Source organism: Pseudomonas wenzhouensis, from assembly GCF_021029445.1.
In the GTDB taxonomy this organism is placed as follows: Bacteria; Pseudomonadota; Gammaproteobacteria; order Pseudomonadales; family Pseudomonadaceae; genus Aquipseudomonas; species Aquipseudomonas wenzhouensis.
Window position 1 is genome coordinate 54,205 of sequence record NZ_CP072610.1, and the last position, 24,407, is coordinate 78,611.

General features: G+C 63.9%; 23 protein-coding genes and 1 pseudogene. 14 read left to right on the forward strand and 10 right to left on the reverse strand.

Translation table 11 applies throughout. The annotated features are described in order from the left end of the window. Positions 1-33 precede the first annotated feature (33 nt). From oadA to J7655_RS00270, 3 genes are all read left to right on the forward strand, one after another. Positions 34-1,842 (forward strand): sodium-extruding oxaloacetate decarboxylase subunit alpha, encoded by a 1,809-nt coding sequence (oadA, locus tag J7655_RS00260; protein WP_230926049.1) that lies wholly within the window; start codon positions 34-36, stop codon positions 1,840-1,842. A gap of 449 nt (positions 1,843-2,291) precedes the next feature. Continuing rightward, entirely contained in the window at positions 2,292-3,233 is a 942-nt protein-coding gene (locus tag J7655_RS00265) for a sodium-dependent bicarbonate transport family permease (protein ID WP_230926050.1), read from the forward strand. A gap of 1 nt (position 3,234) precedes the next feature. Further along, positions 3,235-3,537 (forward strand): P-II family nitrogen regulator, encoded by a 303-nt coding sequence (locus J7655_RS00270; RefSeq protein WP_230926051.1) that lies wholly within the window; start codon positions 3,235-3,237, stop codon positions 3,535-3,537. 168 nt (positions 3,538-3,705) lie between these two features. Here J7655_RS00270 and J7655_RS00275 read toward each other — a convergent pair whose 3' ends face one another. The 3 genes from J7655_RS00275 to J7655_RS00285 all read right to left on the reverse strand — a co-directional run bounded on the left by J7655_RS00275 (position 3,706) and on the right by J7655_RS00285 (position 6,696). Continuing rightward, a complete protein-coding gene (locus tag J7655_RS00275) occupies positions 3,706-4,434 on the reverse strand; it encodes a carbonic anhydrase (protein WP_230926052.1) in 729 nt (242 codons plus the stop codon). Positions 4,435-4,583: 149 nt separating this feature from the next. Next, on the reverse strand, positions 4,584-5,645 hold the full coding sequence (locus J7655_RS00280; protein ID WP_230926053.1) for a PA0069 family radical SAM protein: 1,062 nt from the start codon (positions 5,643-5,645) through the stop codon (positions 4,584-4,586). A gap of 61 nt (positions 5,646-5,706) precedes the next feature. Beyond that, entirely contained in the window at positions 5,707-6,696 is a 990-nt protein-coding gene (locus tag J7655_RS00285; protein ID WP_230926054.1) for a bile acid:sodium symporter family protein, read from the reverse strand. Positions 6,697-6,777: 81 nt separating this feature from the next. Here J7655_RS00285 and J7655_RS00290 point away from each other — a divergent pair, with 81 nt between their 5' ends. Then, positions 6,778-7,569, forward strand: a complete 792-nt coding sequence (locus J7655_RS00290) for an AraC family transcriptional regulator (RefSeq protein WP_230926055.1) — start codon at positions 6,778-6,780, stop codon at positions 7,567-7,569. A gap of 28 nt (positions 7,570-7,597) precedes the next feature. Here J7655_RS00290 and J7655_RS00295 read toward each other — a convergent pair whose 3' ends face one another. Continuing rightward, positions 7,598-9,169 (reverse strand): SulP family inorganic anion transporter, encoded by a 1,572-nt coding sequence (locus tag J7655_RS00295; protein WP_230926056.1) that lies wholly within the window; start codon positions 9,167-9,169, stop codon positions 7,598-7,600. Positions 9,170-9,407: 238 nt separating this feature from the next. Here J7655_RS00295 and pbpG point away from each other — a divergent pair, with 238 nt between their 5' ends. From pbpG to J7655_RS00310, 3 genes are all read left to right on the forward strand, one after another. Continuing rightward, positions 9,408-10,310 carry a D-alanyl-D-alanine endopeptidase gene (pbpG, locus tag J7655_RS00300; protein WP_230926057.1) on the forward strand — a complete coding sequence of 301 codons (903 nt, stop codon included), beginning with the start codon at positions 9,408-9,410 and terminating at the stop codon, positions 10,308-10,310. A 440-nt stretch (positions 10,311-10,750) separates the two neighbouring features. Further along, a complete protein-coding gene (locus J7655_RS00305; protein WP_230926058.1) occupies positions 10,751-12,478 on the forward strand; it encodes a cation:proton antiporter domain-containing protein in 1,728 nt (575 codons plus the stop codon). A gap of 120 nt (positions 12,479-12,598) precedes the next feature. After that, positions 12,599-14,041, forward strand: a complete 1,443-nt coding sequence (locus J7655_RS00310) for a SulP family inorganic anion transporter (RefSeq protein WP_230926059.1) — start codon at positions 12,599-12,601, stop codon at positions 14,039-14,041. Positions 14,042-14,144: 103 nt separating this feature from the next. On the opposite strand, the gene trpA is transcribed toward J7655_RS00310, so the two are convergent. Both trpA and trpB read right to left on the reverse strand, forming a co-directional pair. After that, positions 14,145-14,954 (reverse strand): tryptophan synthase subunit alpha, encoded by an 810-nt coding sequence (gene trpA, locus J7655_RS00315; RefSeq protein WP_230926060.1) that lies wholly within the window; start codon positions 14,952-14,954, stop codon positions 14,145-14,147. Further along, positions 14,951-16,165 (reverse strand): tryptophan synthase subunit beta, encoded by a 1,215-nt coding sequence (trpB, locus tag J7655_RS00320; protein WP_230926061.1) that lies wholly within the window; start codon positions 16,163-16,165, stop codon positions 14,951-14,953. The genes trpA and trpB overlap by 4 nt, the downstream gene beginning before the upstream one ends. A gap of 124 nt (positions 16,166-16,289) precedes the next feature. On the opposite strand from trpB, the gene J7655_RS00325 reads away from it, so the two are divergent. The 4 genes and pseudogenes from J7655_RS00325 to J7655_RS00340 all read left to right on the forward strand — a co-directional run bounded on the left by J7655_RS00325 (position 16,290) and on the right by J7655_RS00340 (position 18,191). Continuing rightward, complete coding sequence (locus tag J7655_RS00325) at positions 16,290-17,189, forward strand: LysR family transcriptional regulator (protein WP_230926062.1); 900 nt, start codon at positions 16,290-16,292, stop codon at positions 17,187-17,189. Between the two features lie 70 nt (positions 17,190-17,259). Beyond that, a pseudogene (locus tag J7655_RS00330) lies at positions 17,260-17,475 on the forward strand (dodecin). Between the two features lie 134 nt (positions 17,476-17,609). Continuing rightward, entirely contained in the window at positions 17,610-17,900 is a 291-nt protein-coding gene (locus tag J7655_RS00335; RefSeq protein WP_230926063.1) for a hypothetical protein, read from the forward strand. A gap of 102 nt (positions 17,901-18,002) precedes the next feature. Then, positions 18,003-18,191: a hypothetical protein gene (locus J7655_RS00340; RefSeq protein WP_230926064.1), complete on the forward strand. Its 189-nt coding sequence runs from the start codon at positions 18,003-18,005 to the stop codon at positions 18,189-18,191. Between the two features lie 22 nt (positions 18,192-18,213). Here the strand turns inward: J7655_RS00340 and J7655_RS00345 are convergent, their stop codons facing one another. The 3 genes from J7655_RS00345 to J7655_RS00355 form a co-directional block, all read right to left on the reverse strand. Further along, positions 18,214-19,443, reverse strand: coding sequence for a nucleoside recognition domain-containing protein (locus J7655_RS00345; protein ID WP_230926065.1), 1,230 nt, complete (start codon positions 19,441-19,443; stop codon positions 18,214-18,216). A gap of 158 nt (positions 19,444-19,601) precedes the next feature. Next, positions 19,602-20,063 (reverse strand): inhibitor of vertebrate lysozyme family protein, encoded by a 462-nt coding sequence (locus tag J7655_RS00350; protein WP_230926066.1) that lies wholly within the window; start codon positions 20,061-20,063, stop codon positions 19,602-19,604. A gap of 13 nt (positions 20,064-20,076) precedes the next feature. After that, on the reverse strand, positions 20,077-20,241 hold the full coding sequence (locus J7655_RS00355; RefSeq protein WP_017676339.1) for a DUF1328 domain-containing protein: 165 nt from the start codon (positions 20,239-20,241) through the stop codon (positions 20,077-20,079). Positions 20,242-20,633: 392 nt separating this feature from the next. Here J7655_RS00355 and J7655_RS00360 point away from each other — a divergent pair, with 392 nt between their 5' ends. Beyond that, positions 20,634-21,038 (forward strand): acyl-CoA thioesterase, encoded by a 405-nt coding sequence (locus J7655_RS00360; RefSeq protein ID WP_039964119.1) that lies wholly within the window; start codon positions 20,634-20,636, stop codon positions 21,036-21,038. 78 nt (positions 21,039-21,116) lie between these two features. On the opposite strand, the gene J7655_RS00365 is transcribed toward J7655_RS00360, so the two are convergent. Beyond that, positions 21,117-22,217, reverse strand: a complete 1,101-nt coding sequence (locus tag J7655_RS00365; RefSeq protein WP_230926067.1) for a TRAP transporter substrate-binding protein — start codon at positions 22,215-22,217, stop codon at positions 21,117-21,119. 244 nt (positions 22,218-22,461) lie between these two features. Here J7655_RS00365 and J7655_RS00370 point away from each other — a divergent pair, with 244 nt between their 5' ends. Together J7655_RS00370 and J7655_RS00375 are read left to right on the forward strand one after the other, a co-directional pair. After that, positions 22,462-23,007, forward strand: coding sequence for a TRAP transporter small permease subunit (locus J7655_RS00370; RefSeq protein ID WP_230926068.1), 546 nt, complete (start codon positions 22,462-22,464; stop codon positions 23,005-23,007). After that, positions 23,000-24,376, forward strand: a complete 1,377-nt coding sequence (locus J7655_RS00375; protein WP_116617584.1) for a TRAP transporter large permease — start codon at positions 23,000-23,002, stop codon at positions 24,374-24,376. Before J7655_RS00370 ends, J7655_RS00375 begins: the two co-directional genes overlap by 8 nt. The last annotated feature ends 31 nt before the right edge of the window (positions 24,377-24,407 follow it).

The window sequence follows — 24,407 nt, forward strand, 5'->3', positions numbered from 1 at the left end:
CCCCGGATGGCATCCGGGCTACAGGAGAGCAAGATGAACAAGAAGATCACCGTTACCGATACCGTCCTGCGCGATGCCCACCAGTCTCTGCTGGCCACGCGCATGCGCACCGAGGACATGCTGCCGATCTGCGACAAGCTCGACCGCGTCGGCTACTGGTCGCTGGAAGTCTGGGGCGGCGCCACCTTCGATGCCTGCGTGCGCTTCCTCAAGGAAGATCCGTGGGAGCGCCTGCGCCAGCTCAAGGCCGCACTGCCCAACACCCGCCTGCAGATGCTCCTGCGCGGGCAGAACCTGCTCGGCTACCGCCACTACAGCGATGACGTGGTCAGGGCGTTCGTGGCCAAGGCGGCGGTCAATGGCATCGATGTGTTCCGCATTTTCGACGCGATGAACGACGTGCGAAACCTGCTCGTGGCCATCGAGGCAGTCAAGGCTGCCGGCAAGCATGCCCAGGGCACCATCGCCTACACCACCAGCCCGGTGCACACCACCGCGGCCTTCGTTGCGCAGGCCAAGGCCATGCAGGCAATGGGCATCGACTCCATCGCCATCAAGGACATGGCCGGTCTGCTCACGCCCTATGCCACCTTCGAGCTGGTCAAGGCGCTGAAGAGTGAAGTGGATCTGCCGGTGTTCATCCACAGCCACGACACCGCCGGGCTTGGCTCGATGTGCCAGCTCAAGGCCATCGAAGCCGGTGCCGATCATATCGACACGGCCATCTCCAGCCTGGCCTGGGGCACCAGCCATCCGGGTACCGAGTCGATGGTCGCCGCGCTCAAGGGCAGCCCTTATGACACCGGCCTGGATCTGCAGCTGATCCAGGAAATCGGCATGTACTTCCACGCCGTGCGCAAGAAGTACCACCAGTTCGAGAGCGAGTTCACCGGCGTGGACACCCGCGTGCAGGTCAACCAGGTGCCGGGCGGGATGATTTCCAACCTGGCCAACCAGCTCAAGGAGCAGGGCGCACTGAACCGCATGAACGAAGTGCTGGAAGAGATTCCGCGCGTGCGTGCCGACCTCGGCTTCCCGCCGCTGGTCACACCCACTTCGCAGATCGTCGGCACCCAGGCGTTCTTCAACGTGCTGGCCGGCGAGCGCTACAAGACCATCACCAACGAGGTGAAGCTCTACCTGCAAGGCCGCTACGGCAAGGCGCCGGGCCAGATCGACGAGCACCTGCGCTTTCGCGCCATCGGCAGCGAGGAAGTCATCGACGTGCGCCCGGCCGATCTGCTCAAGCCCGAACTGGCGCGCCTGCGTGAAGAAATCGGCAGCCTGGCCCAATGCGAAGAGGACGTACTGACCTTCGCCATGTTCCCCGATATCGGGCGCAAGTTCCTCGAAGAACGCGCCGCTGGCACCCTCAAACCGGAGGCGCTGTTGCCGGCGCCCACGGGCCAGGGTTCGGCACCGGTAGGTGGTGAAGGCGTACCGACCGAGTTCGTGGTCGACGTGCATGGCGAAAGCTACCGCGTCGATATCACCGGCGTCGGCGTCAAGGGCGACGGCAAGCGCCACTTCTACCTGTCCATCGACGGCATGCCGGAAGAAGTGGTGTTCGAGCCGCTCAACGAGTTCGTCGCAGGCGCCGGCGGCAAGCGCAAGCAGGCCGGCGCACCGGGCGACGTGTCCACCACCATGCCGGGCAACATCGTCGATGTGCTGGTCAAGCAAGGGGATACGGTCAAGGCGGGTCAGGCGGTACTGATCACCGAAGCGATGAAGATGGAAACCGAAGTGCAAGCGCCGATTGCCGGTACCGTCACGGCCGTGCATGTGGCCAAGGGCGATCGCGTCAATCCGGGCGAAGTGCTGGTGGAAATCGAAGGTTAACCTCAGGAGCCCGGCCTGTTGGATGGGCAAGTTTGACGGGGCGTAACCCGGGCTCCTTTTTTATTCACAGGCGTCTCGCATGAGGCGCCATAGGGCGAGCCGCGAGACTAATGATGCTCACGGCCTTTCGTAAGAGCCCCGCCCCGGGGCGAAGCTTGTCAGTCGAGCATCGCCCCGGTTTGCGGCGGGGCGCCGCTCCTACGCATGCACAGCGTCGACGCTTAACAGGCCGCCAGGCGCCTTTTCTTTGCAGGCAGGTGCCGGCGCGTCCTACGTTTTCCGGTCATGCTCCGGTGCTGCGCCGCCATGGCGAGGCAAAGCAGGTCGATCAGCACCGTCCTGTGCCGGGGCATGGCCCTTTCCTTCGCGGCATGAGTGGCCAAACGCCAGAATCGCGCGTCAATCTGAGCGTTCTGTCTATCCAACGCAACAGATGGAGGTGAGTCCAAGTGGGCCTTGATCCGGTGGTGCTGTTCTTCGTCTTCGGCCTGGTTGCCGGCTTGCTCAAGAGTGAGCTGAAGCTGCCGGCAGCGCTGTATGAAACCCTGTCGATCATTCTGCTGCTGGCCATCGGCCTGCACGGCGGTGTAGAGCTGGCCGAACAAGCCAGCGTGCAATTGCTCGGTCAGGCCGGGCTGGTGCTGGCACTGGGCATTCTCCTGCCGATTCTGGCTTTCGGTCTGCTGCGCGGCCTGCGCTTCGACCGCATCAACGCGGCGGCAGTGGCTGCGCACTATGGCTCGGTGAGCGCCGGCACCTTCGCCGTGGTGGTGGCTTACTTGCTGGCCAAGGGCGTCGAGTTCGAAAGCTACATGCCGCTGTTCGTGGCGATTCTGGAAATTCCTGCAATCCTCATCGGCATCATCCTGGCCAAGGGCATTTCGCGCGATACCCACTGGGGCGAGCTGGGCCGCGAGATCTTCCTTGGCAAGAGCATCATGCTGTTGCTCGGCGGCCTGGTGATCGGTGCCATCGCCGGCAAGGAAGCGATCAAGCCGCTGGAGCCGCTCTACACCAGCATGTTCAAGCCGGTACTGGCGTTCTTCCTGCTGGAGATGGGCCTGATCGCCTCGGGTCAGCTCGGTGCCCTGAAGCAATTTGGCGTGCGCCTGGCCGCCTTCGCCCTGCTGATGCCGCTGCTCGGTGCGCTGATCGGCGCCCTGCTGGCGCGCTTCATGGGCCTGAGCCTGGGCGGCACGGCAACGCTGGCCACCCTGGCGGCATCGGCCTCGTACATCGCCGTGCCGGCAGCCATGCGCCTGGCCTTGCCCGAGGCCAACCCGTCGCTGTCACTGACGGCTTCGCTGGGCATCACCTTCCCTTTCAATATCCTGATCGGCATTCCGCTGTATCTGGCACTGGCCGAACAACTGATCGCCTGGGGGCTCTGAGATGAACGTACACACCCGTACCCTGCTCACCGTGATCTGCGAGGCAGCGCTGGAGAAGCGTTTGCTGGCCGATCTGGAAACGCTCGGCGCACCCGGCTGGACCATCTCCGACGCCCGTGGTCGCGGGCACCGTGGCGTGCGCAGCGCCGGCTGGGACACTGAAGGCAACATCCGCCTGGAAATCATCTGCAACCGCGAACTGGCCGAGCGCATCGCCGAACATCTGCAGGTGCGCTACTACGATCACTTCGCCATGGTCTGCTACCTGGCGCAGGTAGAAGTGCTGCGCGGGGAACGCTTCTGAAGCAAGCTAGGGCGGGCTGAGCCGTCTGGGCCGTGCAGCCCATATGGAACATCGCGGCTACGACTGCATGGATGCAGGAGGTAGAGCGAAGCAGGATGCCCGAGCCTAAAGCCCCTCCCACAAGACCCACCTTGACCGTGGGAGGGGCTTTAGCCGCGAGCTTGTGTATCAGCCCTGCGGATAGCGCGCACGCGGCGTGGCCATCGGCACCTTGTCGCCATCGAGCGGCAGGAAGCTGCCCAGCTCGGCATCGTAGGCGCGGATCTGACTGCTTTCGATGTCATACACCCAGCCATGGATGAACAGTTGACCACGCGCCAGCTTGGCCGCCACCGAAGGGTGGGTGCGCAGGTGATCGAGCTGAGCCACCACGTTCTCTTCGGTGAGCACGGCCAGGGCTTCCTGATCGTTGCCGCAGTTGCAGTTCTCCGCCACCACGGTACGCGCCACTTCGGCATGGCGCAGCCAGGCCTTGACCGTGGGCATGGTTTCCAGCGAAGCCGGATTGAGCACCGCCTTCATCGCGCCGCAGTCGGAGTGACCGCAGATGACGATGTGCTGCACGCCAAGGGCCATCACCGCATATTCGATGGCGGTGGAAACGCCACCCATCATCTGCCCATAGGCCGGCACCACGTTGCCGACGTTACGGTTGACGAACAGGTCGCCCGGCGAGCTCTGGGTGATCAGCTCCGGCACCACGCGCGAGTCGGCGCAGGTGATGAACATGGCACGCGGGTTCTGAGCGGTGGCCAGCTTCTTGAACAGCTCTTCCTGCTGCGGGAAGACCTCGTGGCGAAAGCGCTTGAAGCCATCGACGATGCTGTGCAGGGCCTGCTCGGCGGTTTCGTTGCCCTCATGGGTATGCAGCGGAATCGCCTGGTGTTTGTAAGGCATGCTCTGAACCTCAATGAACCTGAAAAATGCTGCTAGAACGACTGTCGTCAGGCTATGCGAGTCACATGCCAATGTCTCGTGTTACGCAGATGACGCGACAACCGGTGCAGTGCGTACCGGACTACGGACAATCATCACACGGCGGATGTTCACAACAGGCTCAATTGCCCACCTGGCGGGCAGAACTGCGAGCAGTCCAGCACCACGCGCTCGCGTTGATCCAGACCAAACCTGCGCCGGGCCAGGCGAAAACGCTGAGCCAGCAGCTCGGCGAACTGGCCCTCGCCACGCATGCGGCTGCCGAAGCGGCTGTCGTAGTGCTTGCCGCCCCGGCTCTGGCAAATCAGGCTCAGCACATGTTCGGCACGTTCGGGAAAGTGCACCCGCAGCCATTGCTCGAACAGCTCGGCAATCTCCAACGGCAGACGCAACAGCACGTAACCGGCCGAGCGCGCCCCCGCATCGGCCGCTGCTTCGAGCAGCGCTTCCAGCTCCATGTCGTTGATCATCGGAATCATCGGCGCGCACATCACGCTGACCGGCACGCCAGCCTCATGCAGCGTGCGCATGGCTCGCAGACGCGCCGCTGGAGCGGCCGTGCGTGGCTCCATGATGCGCTTCAGCTCATCGTCCAGAGTGGTCAGGCTGAAGGCCACGCTGACCAGGTTATGCCTGGCCAGCTCGCTGAGCAGGTCGAGGTCACGCAGGATCAGCGAACCCTTGGTGATGATGCTCAGCGGGTGCCGGTAGCGCAGCAGGATCTCCAGCGCCTGGCGGGTCAGGCGCTGTTCGCGCTCGATCGGCTGGTAGGCATCGGTATTGATGCCCAGGGCGATGGGCTGGGGTACGTAGCCGGGTTTCTGCAATTGCTCTTCAAGACGCTCGGCCAGGTTGGTCTTGGCGATCAGGCGGGTTTCGAAGTCGATGCCTGGCGACATGTCCCAGTAGGCATGCGTGGGGCGGGCGAAGCAGTAGATGCAGCCATGCTCGCAGCCCCGGTAAGGGTTCACCGAGCGGTCGAAGCCGACATCCGGCGAGTGGTTGCGGGTGATCGCCGTCTTGGCCTGCTCCTTGCGCACTTCGGTGGCGCGGCTCGGCGGGGTTGCGTCCTGATACCAGCCGTCGTCTTCGCGCTCCGAACGGGTCGGCGCATAGCGGTTGTGTGGATTGCTGGCGGTGCCACGGCCACGTGGCGGCAGGCTGGCAGACATGCTCGGACTCCAAAATATACTGTATAAAAATACAGTTATTTATCGTCCAAGCAAGCCCCGTCTATCGCACGACGGCGATCTGCGACGCGTCCTCACGCTTGGCATAACGCTGCGCGAGCACCGCGCACACCATCAGCTGGATCTGGTGAAACAGCATCAGCGGCAGGATCAGCATGCCGATGCTGCTACTGGCGAACAGCACCTGGGCCATAGGCACGCCGGTGGCCAAGCTCTTCTTCGAGCCGCAGAAGAGGATGGTGATGCGGTCTTCGAGACTGAAGCCCAGCCATTTCCCGAGCAGGTGAGTCAGCAGCAGAGCCAGAGCCAGCAACAGGCAGCAGGCGAAGGTCACGGCCAGCAGGGTGGTGAGCGGCACCTGCTGCCACAGCCCGCCGATTACCGCTGCGCTGAAGGCGGTGTAGACCACCAGCAGAATCGAGCTCTGGTCGACGTATTTCAGCCAGCTCTTGTTCTGGTTGACCCAGCCGCCGATCCAGCGCTGGGCGATCTGGCCGAGGACGAACGGCAGCAGCAGCTGCAGGCTGATCTTGCCAATGGCATCGAGGGTCGAGCCGTTGTCGCCCTCCACGCCCATCAGCAGCGCCACCAGCAAGGGGGTGACGAAGATGCCAAGCAGGCTGGACGCCGCCGCGCTGCAGATCGCCGCCGGGATATTGCCGCGCGCCAGCGAGGTGAAGGCAATGGCCGACTGCACGGTGGCCGGCAGGGCACACAGGTACAGCATGCCCATGAACAGCTCCGTCCCCAGCAACGGCTCCAGCAGCGGACGCAATGCCAGGCCGAGCAGCGGGAACAGCACGAAGGTGCAGGCGAACACCAACAGGTGCAGGCGCCAGTGCCCGGCGCCGGCAAGAATCGTCTGGCGCGACAGCTTGGCGCCATGCATGAAAAACAGCAGGGCGATGGCCAGGTTGGTGATCCACTCGAAGATCGTCGCAGCCTGACCGCGGGCAGGCAGCAGCGTGGCGGCGAGCACCACGGCGAGCAGGGTCAGGGTGAAATTGTCGGGCAGCAGACGGCGCAGGAACATGGCGAATCTCGGACTTGCGATACAGGAGGCCGCCAGACTATCGTCGGTGAAAATTTCCGGCTAACGCCAAAGAGCCAGCTAGTGTCGATAAACAGACATCCTGCCACCGTCTACCGTAGCCTGCCCGAGCTGCCCAGCCTGCCCCGGCCGCTCTATGGCCGGGTCGAGTCGCTGACCAACCGGGCGCTGACCTTTCGCCACACGCACCCCTGGGTGCAGCTGTCCTACGCCATCGCCGGCGTGCTCGAGGTGCAGACTGCCGGCGCCCGTTTCGTCGCCCCGCCGCAGCGTGCGGTATGGGTACCGGCGGGGGTCGAGCATCGGGTCTTCAGCTCACCGCGTACCGAAATGCGCAGCCTCTACATCGACAGCAGCGCCGTGCCCTGGGGGCCGGGCGAATGCCGCGTGCTGGCAGTCAGCCCGCTGCTGCGCGAACTGATCCGCCGCTTCAGCGCCCTGCCGGCCGAGTATGACGAGCAGGCTGCGCCGGGCCGCCTGGCTGCGGTGTTGCTCGATGAGCTGCAGGCAGCACCGGAAGTGGCATTGATGTTGCCGCTTGCGCAAGACGCACGCCTGCGCGAAGTCTGCCAGGGATTGGAGGATGCCAACCTGCGCCAGCTCGGCCTGAGTGCCTGGGGGGAACGCCTGGGTGTCTCGGAAAAGACCCTGAGTCGGCTGTTCCTGCGTGAAACCGGCCTGAGCTTTCGCGCCTGGCGCCAGCGCCAGCGCCTGCTCGATGCGCTGACCCCGCTGGAACAGGGCGAGCGCGTCACCGACGTGGCGCTGGCCTGTGGTTACGACTCGCTGTCGGCCTTTATCGCCGCCTTTCGCCATCAGTTCGGTGCAACACCCGGGGAGTTCTTTCGTCAGTAGCGCCAGCAGACCGCTGTCGCAGCCTGACTCACTCTTCGAACACGACCGGGCAGTGCTCGGCACCTTCCAGCTTGAGGATTTCCTCCACCACCTGCGGGCGCGCCTGGCGCAGCACCAGGCTGCGCTTGAGCGCCTGCAGACGGCGCGCCTCCTGATGCAGCATCGCTACCCCGGCGTAGTCGATGAAGTTGATGTGCCGTGCATCGATCACCAGGCGCCGACCACGGCTGCGCTGCAGTAGTTGCTGGATGTACTGGCAGGCGCCGAAGAAGATCGAGCCGTCGATGCGCAGCACCTCATCCTCACCGTCCTGCCACAGGCGCACGCGCGGTTGCGAGGTACGCTTGAGGTAGAAGAACAGCGAGGCCAGCACGCCGGCGTAGATCGCCGTCTGCAACTCCAGCACCAGGGTGGCGGTGAAGGTCAGCAACATCACCATGAACTCGGCGCGGCTGACCCGGCGCAGCGCGCCAATCGCCGGCAGATCCACCAGCCCCCAACAGATCAGCAGGATGCCGGCCGCCATCACCGGCAGCGGGATATGCGTCAGCAGCGCTGCGCCGAACACCGCGAACAGCGCCACCAGCAGCGCCGAGAACACCCCGGCCAACGGCGTACGCGCGCCAGCCTGCAGGTTCAGCGCCGAGCGGGTGAAGGAGCCGGCTGACAGCGAGGCAGAGAACCACGGCCCGAGCATGTTCGACAGACCCTGGGCGCGCACCTCCTGGTTGGCGTCGAGGAACTGGTGTGACTTCACTGCCAGCGCGCGGGCGATGGACAGGCTGGTGACCAGCCCGAGCATGCCGCAGGCCACCGCTGCCGGTAGCAGGCGCAGCACGTCGTCGAGGTCGAAACTCAGCATGGTCAAAGGCGGCAGGCCTCCTTCGAACGGTGCCACCAGGGCGATGTCAGCGGTGAAACGTGCCGGTAATAGCCACGCCAGCAGACTGCCGCAGACCAGGCCGATCAGCAGTGCGGGGGCCTTTGGCCAGCACTTGCGCACAGTCAGGCTCAGCAGCAGGGTCAGAGCGGCCAGGGCAACGCTGGGCCAGTGCGCTTCGGGCAGGTGCTGGCCGATCAGCAGCAGGCTGGTCAGGGCCGTGGGTTGGTTGGCGACCTCGACGCCGAGCAGATTGGGCATCTGGCCGATGGCGATCACCAGCGCCGCGCCCAGGGTGAAACCGAGCACCACCGACTGCGAGACGAAGTTCACCAGCGCGCCGAAACGCAGCAGGCCCAGCAGCCACTGAAACAGCCCGGCGAGAAAGGTCAGCAGCAGGATCAACGCGATGAACTCGTCGCTGCCGATACGCGCCATGGGCGTGACACTGGTGAACAGGACGATGGAGATAGCCGCTGTCGGCCCGCAGATCAGGTGCCAGGACGAGCCCCACAGGCAGGCGATGATCACCGGCACGATGGCGGCGTACAGGCCGTATTCGGCGGGCAGGCCGGCAATCAGTGCGTAGGCCAGCGATTGCGGCAGGGCCAGGATGGCACCGGCCAGGCCCACCAGCAGGTCGTTGCCGAGGGTCTTGCGGCCAGTGTCAGGCAACCAGCGGAGAAACGGTAGCAGGCTCTGAAGCTCGGGTAAGTGCATGGCAGGCGTGTTTGACTCGTCCGTATTGATGAAGTGCAAGCGCCGCAGGCCCGCGCCTGGAGCGCTACCCGGCGCGGATGAACGCCGCACAGGACTATAACCCTCTCTGCGCGCAATAACCGTCCGAGCGCGCCATACTGCAATAGCCAGACGTGATCCTTATACTGAGCGTCGCTGTTCAGGTCGTCATCGCTGCATGCCTGACAGCACTCCCACACTCCAACCGGTGAAATGAACCGTGAGACTGCGTCATTCGATTTTGGGCCTGCTGCTGTGCGGTAGCCTTGTTGTTTCGAACCTTCAGGCCGCCCCGACCCAGGCGAAGCAGGAACTGGCCGCTGGCAGTGCATTGCTGATCGACCTGAAAACCGGCCAGGAACTCTACTCCAGCAACCCGGATCTGCGCCTGCCGGTGGCCTCGGTGACCAAGCTGATGACCGCCATGGTGGTGCTCGACGCCAAGCTGCCGCTGGATGAGCGGCTGCCGATCACCATACGCGACACCCAGGAAATGCAAGGCGTGTTCTCCCGCGTGCGCATCGGCAGCGAAATCACCCGCCGCGAAATGCTGCACCTGGCGCTGATGTCCTCAGAGAACCGCGCCGCTGCCAGCCTCGCGCACCACTATCCGGGCGGCCACGCGGCATTCGTCGCAGCGATGAATGCCAAGGCCAGGGCGCTGGGCATGCGCAATAGCCACTTCGTCGAGCCCACCGGCCTGTCCGAGCGGAACGTCGCCACGGCGCGTGATCTGGCGCTGATGGTCAAAGCCGCCAACCAGTATCCGCTGATTCACCAGTTCAGCACCGACTCCGAAGCCACCATTGCCTTCCGCAAACCCAACTACACCCTGGGTTTTCGTAACACCAACGCCCTGGTGCGCAAGCCCGACTGGAGCATCGACCTGAGCAAGACCGGCTTCACCAATGCCGCCGGCCGCTGCCTGGTGATGGCCACCACCATCGCCAACCGCCCGGTGGCCTTCGTGGTACTCGGCGCCTTTGGCAAGTACACCCACATGGCCGACGCCAACCGCCTCAAGCGCTGGATGGAAACCGGCAAGGTCACCCCGGTGCCGGCTGCAGCGCTGAGCTACAAGCAGCAGAAGCTGGCCGAGTGGAATCTGCAGGCCAGGCAGTGAACCGGCGCTGATGCAGAAAAGGGCGACTCGATGAGTCGCCCTTTTTCATGCGGCCTCTGCCGCGCAGCCCGGATGTGATCTCAGGCAAGCGCTGCACATGCAGCGCACTGCATCCGCCCCAACCGCCTTGCCCACAGGCTGGCAGCGGTAATCAGCAGGTTTCTGCGCATGGCTAAGCGTCTTGTCCTGCCTGCATTCAGGTTGCCGAACTGGCCGTGTGCGCGCTACGCGGGTCTCTTCCGATGAGTGGTAGATGCCGACCATTCGCGTCTATTCCAGGCATCGGCAGGTATTTTGCCAAGCGCTTGCTGAACCAGTAGCCGACAGAAACAGTAGGAATAACTAAGGCGTGATATTAAAATCGATTGTTATTCTATTAAAGAATATCTGATCGCGGCACAGGTGCCGCGGCAGGAAGAATCACGTCAACAGGAGGTGCGATGGAGCACAACATATCCCTCATTACCATGTTGGCCGGTGGTTTCGGTCTTGCCCTGATCTTCGGATTCATGGCGGAAAAGCTGAAGCTGCCGGCGTTGGTGGGTTATCTCTTAGCCGGCATCGCACTCGGCCCGGCAACGCCTGGCATGGTCGCGGACATGGAACTGGCCCCGCAGTTGCTGGAAATCGGCGTGATGCTGCTGATGTTCGGCGTCGGCCTGCACTTCTCCCTGAAAGACCTGCTGGCCGTGAAGAAGATCGCCCTGCCCGGTGCGGTGGTGCAGATGAGCATGGCCACCGTACTAGGCCTCGGTGTCGCCAGCTGGTGGGGTTGGACCTTCGGCGAGAGCCTGCTGCTCGGGCTGTCGCTGTCCTGCGCCAGTACCGTGGTGCTGCTCAAGGCGCTGGATACGCGCGGCATCACCGACTCGATGAATGGCCGTATCGCCGTGGGCTGGCTGGTGGTCGAAGACCTCGCCACCGTACTGGTGCTGGTACTGCTGCCGCCGCTGGCCGGCATGCTCGGCGGCAAGGTGATCGGTGCCGATGCCGCTACGCCGCTGTGGCAGGTACTGGGCGTGACCCTGCTGCAAGTGGTCGGCTTCATTGCGCTGATGCTGGTGGTTGGGCGCCGCGTACTGCCCTGGATGCTGCTGCAGATCGCCAGGACCGGCTCGCGCGAACTGTTCACCCTGTCCGTCGTCGCCGCGGCCATCGGCATCGCCTACGGCGCTTCGGTACTGTTCCACGTGTCGTTCGCCCTCGGCGCCTTCTTCGCCGGTACGGTGATGCGCGAGTCGGACCTCTCGCACCGTGCGGCCGAGGAGTCGCTGCCGCTGCGTGACGCCTTCTCGGTGTTGTTCTTCGTTTCCGTCGGCATGCTGTTCGAGCCGGCCGTGCTGATCGAAGAGCCGCTGCACGTGCTGGCCGTGGTAGCCATCATCATCCTCGGCAAGGGGCTGGCCGCAGCGCTGCTGGTGTTGGCCTTCCGCTACCCGCTGAGCACGGCACTGACCGTGGCGGCGAGCCTGGCGCAGATCGGTGAGTTCTCCTTCATCCTTGCCGGTCTGGGCAAGGATCTTGGCCTGGTCTCGGCCGAGGGCATGAGTCTGGTGCTGGCGGGTGCGCTGATTTCCATTGCCCTCAATCCACTGGTATTCGCCTGCATCAAACCGCTCAAGGAGTTGGCGCTGCGCCGCTCGGCGCTGGCGCGTCGTCTCGAATACCGCGAAGACCCGCTGGCCGTGCTACCGGCGACGACCGAGCGCAAATACCTCGAGGGACAGGTGGTGGTGGTCGGATACGGCCGCGTGGGCCGGCGTATCGCCAAGGCGCTGCTCGATCGTGGCATTCCCTTCGTCGTGGTCGAGCAGAATCGTGAGCGTGTCGAGCAGATCCGGGGCCAGGGCATCGCTGCGGTCAGCGGTGATTCGGCCGAGCCGGGTACGCTGATCCAGGCCCATATCGCCAAGGCAGCGATGCTGGTGATCGCCACGCCCGATCCACTGCACGTGCAGCGCATGGTCGAAACCGCGCGCCTGCTCAACCCAGGTATCGACGTGGTGATCCGCACGCACAGCCCCGATGCAGTGGAAATCTTCCGTCGTGAGGCCATCGGCGCAGTGTTCTTCGATGAGGAAGAACTGGCGCGCGGCATGAAGAATCACATTCTCTCCAGGTTCGCCCCTCAGCAAACCGAGGGCCATACACCTGCTCACGGGCACTGACAGCAACGTCCTGAGAAGCCGCTGGCGGTAAGCCCGGCAGCGGCTGTTACCTATCAGCGCATGACGACTGCAACCTTGGGCGTTACCATGCGCGCCCATTCGCTTGTCCCGCTGCCGCTGATGAAACCCGCCTCCCTACGCGCCGACCTGCTGGCCGGCCTCACCTCCTCCTTCGCCCTGGTGCCCGAGTGCATCGCCTTCGCCCTGGTGGCGCAGGTCAACCCACTGATGGGCCTGTACGGCGCCTTCATCATCTGCACCCTCACCGCACTGTTCGGTGGCAGGCCGGGGATGATCTCCGGTGCGGCCGGTTCGATGGCGGTGGTGATCGTCGCCCTGGTGGTGCAGCACGGTGTGCAGTACCTGCTGGCCACGGTGCTGCTCGGCGGCCTGATCATGCTCGCGTTCGGCCTGCTGCGCCTGGGCAAGCTGATCCGTATGGTGCCGCACCCGGTGATGCTGGGTTTCGTCAACGGCCTGGCGATCATCATCGCCCTGGCCCAGTTCGAGCACTTCCAGCATGACGGTCACTGGCTGCAGGGCAAGGCGCTGTACCTGATGCTCGGTCTGGTGGCGCTGACCATGCTCATCGTCTACCTGCTGCCACGCCTGACCCGCGCGGTGCCGCCAGCGCTGGTGGCGATCCTCGGCATCGGTGCGCTGGTCTACCTGCTCGATCTGCCCACGCACACCCTCGGCGACATGGCGCAGATCGCCGGTGGCCTGCCGAGCCTGGTGCTGCCGGACATTCCCTGGAACCTGGAAACCCTCGCCATCATCGCTCCCTATGCGGTGCTGATGGCCCTGGTCGGCCTACTGGAAACCCTGCTGACGCTGAACCTCACCGACGAGATCACCGCCACGCGCGGCCACCCGGATCGTGAGTGTGTCGCCCTCGGTGCGGCCAACATGGTTTCCGGCGCATTCGGCGGCATGGGCGGTTGTGCGATGATCGGCCAGACCGTGATCAACCTCAGCTCCGGCGGGCGCGGACGCCTGTCCGGGGTGGTCGCCGGGGTGATGATCCTGCTTTTCGTGCTGTTCCTCTCGCCGCTGATCGAGCGCATCCCACTGGCGGCGCTGGTGGGCGTGATGTTCGTGGTGGCGCAGCAGACCTTCGCCTGGGGTTCGCTGCGCGTCGCCGGCAAGGTGCCGGCCAATGACGTGCTGGTGATCGTTGCGGTGACCGCCATCACTGTCGCCACCGACCTGGCCACCGCCGTGCTCTGCGGCATCGTCATCGCCGCGCTCAACTTCGCCTGGCAGCACGCCCGCGAGCTGTACGCCGACAGCGATATGCAGGCCGACGGCAGCAAGCTGTACCGCGCCCACGGCACCCTGTTCTTCGCCTCCTGCACCACCTTCCTGGCACAGTTCGAGCCAGCCGACGACCCGCAACAGGTGACTCTCGACTGCCGCCACCTGAGCTTCGTCGACTACTCGGCCATCGCCGCGCTGAAGACCCTGCGCGAGCGCTACGAACGCGCCGGCAAGCACCTGCGCGTGGTGCACCTGTCCGAGCGTTGCAAGCAGTTGCTCAAGCGGGCGGGCTCAGAACACTGATCGCGTAGGGTGGGTAGCACAACGCGAAATCCAGGCGATAAACCATGAAAAAGCCGCTGACGGATCGCTCCGCCAGCGGCTTTTTCGTATGCCAGAGCGGGTATCAGCGCCGAGCGCCGCGCACCCCTTCGGCCAGTTCGCGGCACAGACCGAGCACGCCGTCGATGGCCTGCTGCGGGCTTTGTGCCTCGGCGATCTTGTCGATCAGTGCCGAGCCGACCACCGCACCTTCGGCGCGCTTGGCCACTTCGGCGGCGTGCTCCGGAGTGCGGATGCCGAAGCCGATGCACAGGGGCAGGTCGGTGTGGCGACGCAGGCGCGCCACGGCCTCCTCGACGTGATCCATGGTTGCCGCACCGGCGCCGGTGACGCCGGCCACCGATACGTAGTAGACGAAGCCGGAGCTACCAGCCAGCACGGTGGGCAGGCGGTCGTCGTCGGTGGTCGGCGTGGTCAGGCGGATGAAGTCCATGCCTGCGCTCTGCGCCGGCTCGCACAGTTCGTCGTTATGCTCCGGCGGCAGGTCGACCACGATCAGGCCGTCGACACCGGCTTCCTTGGCGTCACTGATGAAGCGCTCGACGCCGTAGACGAAGATCGGGTTGTAGTAGCCCATCAGCACCAGCGGCGTGCTCTGGTTGCCAGCGCGAAATTCGCGAACCATCTGCAGCGTCTGCTGCATGCCCTGCTTGCCAGCCAGCGCGCGGATGTTGGCGAGCTGGATGGCCGGGCCGTCGGCCATCGGGTCGGTGAACGGCATGCCCAGTTCGATCACGTCGGCACCGGCGTCCGGCAGGCCCTTGAGGATGCTCAGCGAGGTGGCGTAGTCGGGGTCACCGGCGGTGATGAAGGTCACCAGCGCGGCGCGGTTTTCCGCTTTCAGTTCGGCGAAACGGCTTTGCAGGCGGCTCATGCGTGCTTCTCCTGGTTGTCCTGCATGTGGTGCATCACGGTCTGCATGTCCTTGTCGCCACGACCGGACAGGTTGATCACCATCAGGTGATCCTTGGGCAGTTTGGGTGCGCGCTTGAAGGCTTCGGCCAGCGCGTGGGCGCTTTCCAGGGCCGGGATGATGCCTTCCAGGCGGCAGCACTGGTGGAAGGCGGTGAGCGCTTCATCGTCGCTGATCGGCACGTATTCGACGCGCTTGATCTCGTGCAACCAGGCGTGTTCCGGGCCGACGCCGGGGTAGTCGAGGCCGGCGGAAATCGAGTGGGCGTCGGTGATCTGGCCGTCCTCGTCCTGCAGCAGGAAGGTGCGGTTGCCGTGCAGCACGCCCGGCGCGCCGCCGGCCATGCTCGCCGCGTGCTTGCCAGTGTCGACGCCGTGACCGGCGGCTTCGACGCCGACGATCTGCACGCCTTCATCATCGAGGAAGGGGTGGAACAGGCCGATGGCGTTGGAGCCACCGCCGATGCAGGCTACCAGCGAGTCGGGCAGGCGGCCTTCCTTCTCGAGGATCTGCTCGCGCACTTCGTTGCCGATTACCGACTGGAAGTCGCGCACCATGGCCGGATACGGATGTGGGCCGGCGGCGGTGCCGATCAGGTAGAAGGTGTTGTGAACGTTGGTCACCCAGTCGCGCAGGGCCTCGTTCATGGCGTCCTTGAGGGTGCCGGTGCCGGCGGTGACCGGGATCACCTCGGCGCCGAGCAGCTTCATGCGGAAGACGTTGGCCTGCTGGCGCTCGATGTCGGTGGCGCCCATGTACACCACGCACTGCATGCCGAAGCGCGCGGCCACGGTGGCAGTGGCCACGCCGTGCATGCCGGCGCCGGTCTCGGCGATGATGCGCTGCTTGCCCATGCGCTTGGCCAGCAGGATCTGACCGATGCAGTTGTTGATCTTGTGCGCGCCGGTGTGATTCAGGTCTTCGCGCTTGAGGTAGATCTTCGCCCCGCCGAAGTGCTCGCTCAGGCGCTCGGCGTAATAAAGAGGGGTAGCGCGACCAATGAAGTCGCGGTGGAAATAAGTGAGCTCTTCGAAGAAAGCCGGATCACTCTTGGCCTTCTCGTATTCGGCGGCCAGCGAGTTGATCAACGGCATCAGGGTTTCGGCGACGAACTGACCGCCGAAACGGCCGAACAGGCCGCGGGCGTCGGGGCCGGTGCGAAATGAGGTCATGGCGTGCTCCTTGTCGACAGCGCAGGGCTGGCAGGGCGAGTGAGTGATGGAGCCATTCTACCGCTGGCCGACGCGGAAAAAAGCGATTAGATTGCACTAACACGTCAGAAAAAGTCACATATTCATGAGCCGAGAACTGCCCCCGCTCAACGCCTTGCGCGCCTTCGAGGCCGCTGCCCGCCTGCAAAGCGTCAGCAAGGCGGGGGAAGAGCTGCATGTTACCCACGGCGCGATCAGCCGGCAGATTCGTGCACTGGAAGAACAGCTTGGCGTTAGCTTGTTCGACAAGGACGGGCGTGGCGTGAAACTCACCGATGCCGGGTTGCGCCTGCGTGATGTCAGCACCGAGTGCTTCGAGCGTCTGAGTAGCGTCTGCGCCACCCTGCGCCGTGAAACCGAAGATCGCCCCTTCGTGCTCGGCTGCTCGGGTAGCCTGCTGGCGCGCTGGTTCATTCCGCGCCTGGATCGCCTGCAGCGCGAGCTGCCGGAACTGCGCCTGCAACTGTCGGCCAGCCAGGGCGAGCTGGACCCGCGCAGCGCCGAGGTGGATGCCACCCTGCTGTTCACCGATCCGCCGTGGCCTGCGGATATGCAGGTGTTCGAGCTGGCGCAGGAGCGCATCGGCCCGGTGCTCAGCCCGCGTTATGTCAATCATGCACAACTGAGCGCCGCCAGCGCCGACGCGCTGTATGCCGAGCCGCTGCTGCACACCACCTCGCGTCCGCAGGCCTGGCCGCAGTGGACACAGGCGCAGGGACTGGCAGCTGAACGGCTGCAACTGGGACAGGGTTTCGAACACCTCTATTACCTGCTGGAGGCTGCCGCTGCGGGTCTCGGCGTGGCCATCGCGCCACAGACATTGGTTGCCGACGACCTGCGCGCTGGCCGCCTGGCCGCGCCCTGGGGCTTCGTCGAAACCACGGGCAGTCTGGCGCTGTGGACACGCCGCACCGATCCGCGCAGCGAGCGCCTGGCGCAGTGGCTGCGTAAGGAGTTGGCAGACAGCGCGGCGCAGGTGCGTTAGCACGCGCTTATGAAACCCATGCACGGCGGGCTAGTCTTAACAGGACCTTTCACACCACAGGAGCTTCATCATGTCCGACCACCACACCTACAAGAAGATCGAAATCGTCGGCTCGTCGCGTACCAGTATCGAAAATGCCATCGAGAATGCCCTGGCCTAGTGCGCCAAGAGCGTGCGCAACATGGACTGGTTCGAGGTAACCGAGACCCGTGGCCATATCGAAAACGGCAAGGTCGGCCATTACCAGGTCACCCTCAAGGTCGGTTTTCGTCTCAGCGGCAGCTGACAGGCACTCAGCCAAGCGAGCCGCCGGCCGCTCGAAGCACAGGGCTGTGGCGCCGCGCACAGTGATGAACGCGGTCGCTGGCGAGGCGCAGCGGGTTCGGGCAAGCTGCCCGGGCCGATTCAGGGAGGAATGCCATGTTCAGACCGTTGCTGCTGATCAGCCTGCTGTCACTCACAGGCTGCGTCGACAACGAGCCGCCGCTTGCCGAGGAACGTCGCCTGCTGCTCAGCGGCGAGGACTTCGCCAATTACGAGGCGCCGCAGGAGGGTCGTTACCAGAAGCTGGTGACCTATGCCACGCGTACCATCGACCTCAATTTCGAGAGCCGCAGCAGCGACTGGTTCTACCTCTATAGCGGTGTATCGCTCTACCCACGTGCCGGCGATGCGCTGATGACCAGCTACGCCGAAACCTTCGGCGCTTGATTCGGCCTGCGCCACAGCGGGCTCGAACAAGAGGATCTGCCGCTGGAAACTACGCTGGCCAGCCGTGCCAGTCTCAAGCTGCTGACCCAGGACGGCGAGCCGGTGGGCAACCTGTTCTATGCCACCGTCGGCAACAAATCGATGTTCACCCTTTTCACCGGGGTGTACTTCGAGCAGGCCGAAGACTTCGAGGCATTCATCGCGCCCAAGCTGCTGCAACTGCGTGAATACCAGCACAGCGACCCTATATTGACCTGGGCGGGCAACACGTTGGGCCTGGGCAGCGACTGAGCAGCGCCCAGGCCGAAGACGCTCAGCCGAAGAACCAGTAGGTCACGGTGATCGCGGCAATGACTCCGGCCAGCTCCGCCAACAGGGCGCAGCCCACCGCATGGCGCGCACGCTGAATGCCGACGGCGCCGAAATACACCGCCAGCACGTAGAAGGTGGTTTCCGTGCTGCCCTGGACGATCGCCGCCGCCAGCGCCGGGAAGCTGTCGACGCCATGGGTCTGCATGGTCTCGATCAGCATGGCGCGTGCCGCGCTGCCGGAAAACGGCTTGACCAGCGCAGTGGGCAGCGCATCGACGAAGCGCGTATCCCAACCGAAGGTTTCCACCAGCCAGCGAATGCCGTCGAGGCCGAACTCCAGAGCGCCGGAAGCACGTAACACACCAATCGCGCAGAGCATCGCCACCAGATACGGCAATAGACTCTTGGCGATGTCGAAGCCCTCACGGGCACCTTCGATGAATTGTTCGTAGACCTTGACCTTGCGCAGCGCACCAACCAGCAGGAAAGCCAGGATCACACCGAACAGGGTCAGATTGCCGAGCAGTGACGAGAGCGCCGCCAGGGCAGTGGCGCTGAGCCCGGCGAGCAGGGCCATGAAGCCACCCAGCAACAGGGCACCGGGAATCAGATACGCCAACACCACCGGGTCCCACAGACGCAGGCGCTGCATCACGGCCACCGACAGCAGGCCGACCAGGGTCGAGGCGCTGGTGGCCAGCAGAATCGGCAGGAACACCAGGGTCGGATCTTCCGCACCCTGTTGCACGCGGTACATGAAGATCGATACCGGCAACAGGGTCAGCGACGAGGCGTTGAGCACCAGGAACAGGATTTGCGCATTGCTCGCCGCCAGCTTGTTCGGGTTCAGCTCCTGCAGGCTGCGCATGGCCTTGAGGCCGATGGGCGTGGCAGCGTTGTCCAGGCCCAGGCCGTTGGCAGCAAAGTTCATGGTGATCAGCCCGAGCGCCGGATGGCCGCGCGGCACCTCCGGCATCAATCGCGCGAACAACGGGCCGAGTACACGCGCCAGGGCATCGACCAGACCGGCTTGCTCGGCGATACGCAGCAAGCCGAGCCACAGGGTCATGGTGCCGAACAGCAGCACCATCACCTCCACTGACAGCTTGGCCATGGCAAACAGACTCTCGACCATGGCACCGAACACCGCCGGGTCATCGCCGATCAGCCAGCGGGAAAAACCCGCCACTGCTGCCACCAGAAAAAAGCTCAGCCACAGGCCGTTGAGCATTGTGATCCCCCTAGATTGGCCAGCAACACCTGCCTGCATGCCCTTCTGCCCACGCAAGAAGGTGACGCGAAGCGCCAGACGAGGGAGGCGATGCCGTTATGGCGGGGGATGATAACGTGCCGGCGGTGACTATGGGACAGCCGGCAAACTGCCGTCACTCAATACCAGTTCGGATCGTTGCGCAGCTGCTCCATGAGCATCTGCCGAATCTCCTCGTCCGGGTCGCCCAGCCAGCGCAAGGTGGCGTGCTCACTGGGTACGCGATCTTCCGGCAGGCCATCCGGCACCTGCACATACAGCGCATAGGCGTCATCGTTTTCCCACTCGAAAGCGACATAGAGGCGCTGGCTGAAGCAACGCTGCGCTTCGCAGACCTGGCCGACCAGGTAGCGATCACTGTCGGCTTCCACGGCCTGCATCGGGGTGGACAGGCCACTGAGGTTGATCAGCCAGTCCGGCAGGCGCTCTTCGTCTTGCACCAGATCCTGCCAGGCCTGGCGACACTCGGCGTTGCCGGCCAGCAACTCGCCCGGCTGGAAACTGGCATCGCGGTCGGCGGCCTGAGCCGCCAGGGCGCCGCCCAGCAGCAGGGCGGCGGCGATGGGGTAAATCGACTTCATCAATGACACCTCCCTACAGGCGCGGGCGACGGCCCATGACGAACGAGACGATGAACAGCACCAGGAACACCACGAAAAGAATCTTGGCGATGCCTGCGGCGGTGCCGGCGATACCACCGAAGCCCAGTACGGCGGCGATGATGGCGATGATCAGGAATGTGACTGCCCAACTCAGCATGGTCGTTCTCCTCGATGGATCAGTGGTCAATGGCCCTGGCAGGCCATGACCTTGCGCATTACTCGGGTTCATAGGCGGATGGCTGAAAGTCCGGCTATCCGTACCGGTCGTTCCTGACCGGCTGCCTGAGAACAATGTTGCAGAGCCCGTGCCAGGCCTGAAATTTAGATAAATTCCTTTTAAATCATCGAGTTGAAAATTATCGAGAAGAGGTAAGGGCGGGCATCCTGCCCGAATGGCACTGGCCTGATCGTGCGTTTTGCCCGATCAGTCACCGGCCACGGCTCGCCAGAGTGGTCGCCCGCCGACTGCACAGTCGGTATACTCGTCGCGCCCGCGTGCCATGCGGGTTCCGCGCTCAGAACAACAACCGCGCCACGAGCCTCGAAACCATGAACGACTACGAACAGGAAGACCCGATTCCCCAGGGCGACCTTGCCCTGCAGATCACCGCGCTGCCGCGTGAGACCAATGGTTTCGGAGATATCTATGGCGGTTGGCTGGTATCGCAGATGGACCTGGCCGGTACGGCCATGGCCAGCAAGATCGCCGGTGGCCGCGTCGCCACTGTCGCCATCGACCGCATGGCCTTCCTCGTGCCGGTGGCGGTGGGTGCGCAGTTGTCCTTCTACACTCAGGCGCTGGAAATTGGCCGCAGCTCGATCCAGATGATGGTCGAGGTGTGGAGCGACGATCCGCTGTCCAATGAATGGCGCAAGGTCACCGAAGCGGTATTCGTCTTCGTCGCCATCGACGGCAGCGGCCGCACCCGCCCGGTGCCGCCGCGGCGCGGCTGAGGCTCAGCCCGCAGCAAAGCACACGGCAATAACCAGAACGCCGGCTTTCAGGCCGGCGTTTGGTTGTGTGCAGGGTGATCAGCCACGGATGTTGTAGATGTCTTTCTCGTTGCTTTCCGCGTAGGCATACAGCCGCTTCAGATAAGCCTTCTGGTGCTCCCAGACCTTGGCAGCGGCAGGGTCAGCCGCCGCACTGGCCTCGACCACTTCGGCCGCCACTTCCTTCAGGCGGGCCAGGACTTCGTCCGGCAGGCGGCGTACTTCCACACCGTCGGCCTTGAGTTGCTCCATGGCTTCCATGTTCTTGGCGTTGTAGTCATCGAGCATGTCGCCGTTGACGTCGCGGGCAGCGGCGCGAACGATGGCCTGCAGATCCGGCGGCAGGGTTTCCCAGGCCTTCAGATTGACGTCCAGCTCGAACAGTACGCTGGGCTCCTGCCAGCCCGGGGTGTAGTAGTACTTGGCTGCCTTGTGCAGACCCAGGGCCAGGTCGTTGTATGGGCCGATCCATTCAGTGGCGTCGATGGCACCGGTCTGCATGGCGGTGAAGATCTCACCGGCCGGCATGTTGACCACGGTACCGCCCATCTTGGTCAGCACTTCGCCGCCCAGGCCAGGGGTACGCATCTTCAGGCCCTTGAAGTCATCGACCGAGTTCATTTCCTTGTTGAACCAGCCTGCGGTTTGCACACCGGTGTTACCACAGGCCATCGGCAGCACGCCGAACGGCTTGTACACCTCTTCCCACAGCTGCTGACCGCCACCGCGATGCAGCCAGGCGTTCATTTCCTGAGCATTGGGGCCGAATGGCGAGGCGCAGAAGAACTGTGCGGCCGGCACCTTGCCTTTCCAGTAGTACGGCGCGCCGTGACCCATTTCGGCGGTACCGCGGGAGACTGCATCGAACACTTCCAGTGCCGGCACCAGCTCGCCTGCTGCATACACCTTGACCTTCAGGCGGCCGTTGCTCATTTCATCGACCAGCTTGGCGAAGCGCTCGGCTCCCACGCCGACGCCCGGGAAGTTTTTCGGCCAGGAGGTGACCATCTTCCAGTTGAAGGTTTGGGAACTCGAACCCTCTTGAGGTGCTGCGGCGCTCTTGGCATCTTCCTTACAGCCGGCCAGGGCGGTTGCTGCAAGGCCTACGCCTGCTGCGGCGAGTATGTCGCGACGTTTCATGCAATGCTCCTTCTTGTTGTATTGGTCTTACCACGGGATCGCCGAAGGTAGACCGGGCGTGAATAACATAGGGGGTCGTGACCTACAAGCCTAGTTAATACGACTAAAGTTGCACGGGCATTGCTGCATGACCGCAGGCCTGCCTAGAATCGCCGGCCTGCGCCCCACAAGGACACAGGTGGCGTGACGCGCGGCCAACCGGTTTGCTGTCCTGTCTCCTACTCATAACGATAAAGGACTCACTATGTCCGACAAGCCTTCATTTCCCCTCGCTCTTGCATACCTGATCGATGCCCTCAACAGCTGGTTCGGCAAGGCCTGTGCCTGGCTGACGGTTTTTCTGGTAATCGGCACCGCTGTCGTCGTGGTGCTGCGCTATGGCTTCGGCATCGGCGCCACGGCTCTGCAAGAGGCGGTGCTCTACGCGCATGCACTGGTGTTCATGGGTGCAGCGGCCTGGACGCTGCAACGCAATGGCCACGTGCGTGTGGACATCTTCTACCAGAAGTTCAGCGGCCGCCGTCAGGCGCTGGTGGAGATTCTCGGCAACCTGCTGTTCCTGCTACCGGTTGCGCTGTTTCTCGGCTGGGCCAGCTGGGATTACGTCAGCAACGCCTGGTCGACCCTGGAAGCATCCAGCGAATCTGGCGGCCTGAAATTCGTCTACCTGCAGAAAAGCATCATCCTGGTGCTGGTCATCAGCCTGGTTCTGCAAGGTGTCTCCAATCTGATCAAGGCGCTCTACGTCATCACTGGCCGCCTGCCTGCTCCGGAGGTGAAACATGGCTGAGTTGATGTCGATTCTGCTGTTCATCGGTATTTGTATGGCCTTGATGGCCGGTTATCCGGTGGCGTTCACCCTGGCGGGCGTATCTCTGCTGTTCGCGGGTGTAGGTGTACTGACCGGCACCTTCGATGCGGGTTATCTCAGCGCACTGCCCAACCGCCTGTTCGGCATCATGAACAACCAGACCATGCTGGCCGTGCCGCTGTTCGTGTTCATGGGGGTGATGCTGGAACGATCACGGGTAGCCGAGGATCTGCTCGAGTCCATGTCGCGCCTGTTCGGCACGCTGCGTGGTGGCCTGGCGATCTCGGTGTGCGTGGTCGGCGCCCTGCTGGCAGCGAGCACCGGTATCGTTGGTGCCACCGTGGTAACCATGGGTCTGCTGGCGCTGCCAACCATGCTCCGTCGCGGCTATGACCCAGCCATCTCCACCGGCACCCTGGCCGCCACCGGCACCCTGGGACAGATCATTCCGCCGTCGATCGTACTGGTACTGCTGGGTGACGTGATGTCCAGCGCCTATCAGCAGGCGCAGCTGAAGATGGGTATCTTCTCGCCCAAGACCGTGTCGGTCGGTGACCTGTTCGTCGGTGCGCTGCTGCCGGGCCTGCTGCTGGTTGGCCTGTACATCGTGTACATCATCGTGGTTGCCGTCGTGCAGCCGAAGAAGCTGCCGGCCATGTCCAAGGAAGAACTGGGCGATGTCGAGTGGGGCCGCCTGCTCAAGGCACTGGTGCCGCCGATGCTGCTGATTGGCGCCGTGCTCGGTTCGATCCTCGCCGGTTACGCCACGCCGACCGAAGCCGCTGCCCTGGGCGCTGTCGGCGCCATGCTGCTGGCTTTCAGCAAAGGCAAACTGAACTTCGGCCAACTCAAGGAAGTGGCCTACGGCACCACCGAAATCAGTGCCATGGTCTTCATGATCCTGATCGGTGCGTCGCTGTTCTCCCTGGTGTTCCGTGGTTTCGGTGGCGAAGCGCTGATCGAGGACGTGTTCGCGCAACTGCCAGGTGGCGTGCTCGGTGCGTTCTTCCTGGTGATGCTGGTGATCTTTCTGCTCGGCTTCATTCTCGACTTCATCGAAATCACCTTCGTGGTGGTGCCGATCGTCGGGCCGGTACTGCTGGCCATGGGTCTCGACCCGATCTGGCTGGGCGTGATGATCGCGCTGAACCTGCAGACCTCCTTCCTCACGCCCCCCTTCGGCTTTGCGCTGTTCTACCTGCGTGGCGTGACGCCGGCGAGCATTCCTACCAGCACCATTTACAAAGGTGTGGTGCCGTTCATTCTGATCCAGCTGTTGCTGCTGGTGATCGCCTATATCTTCCCGGGCCTGATCACCTGGCTGCCGGAACAGGTGTATGGCAAGTAGGTCATAACATGCAGTGAGCAGACGCCCGTCC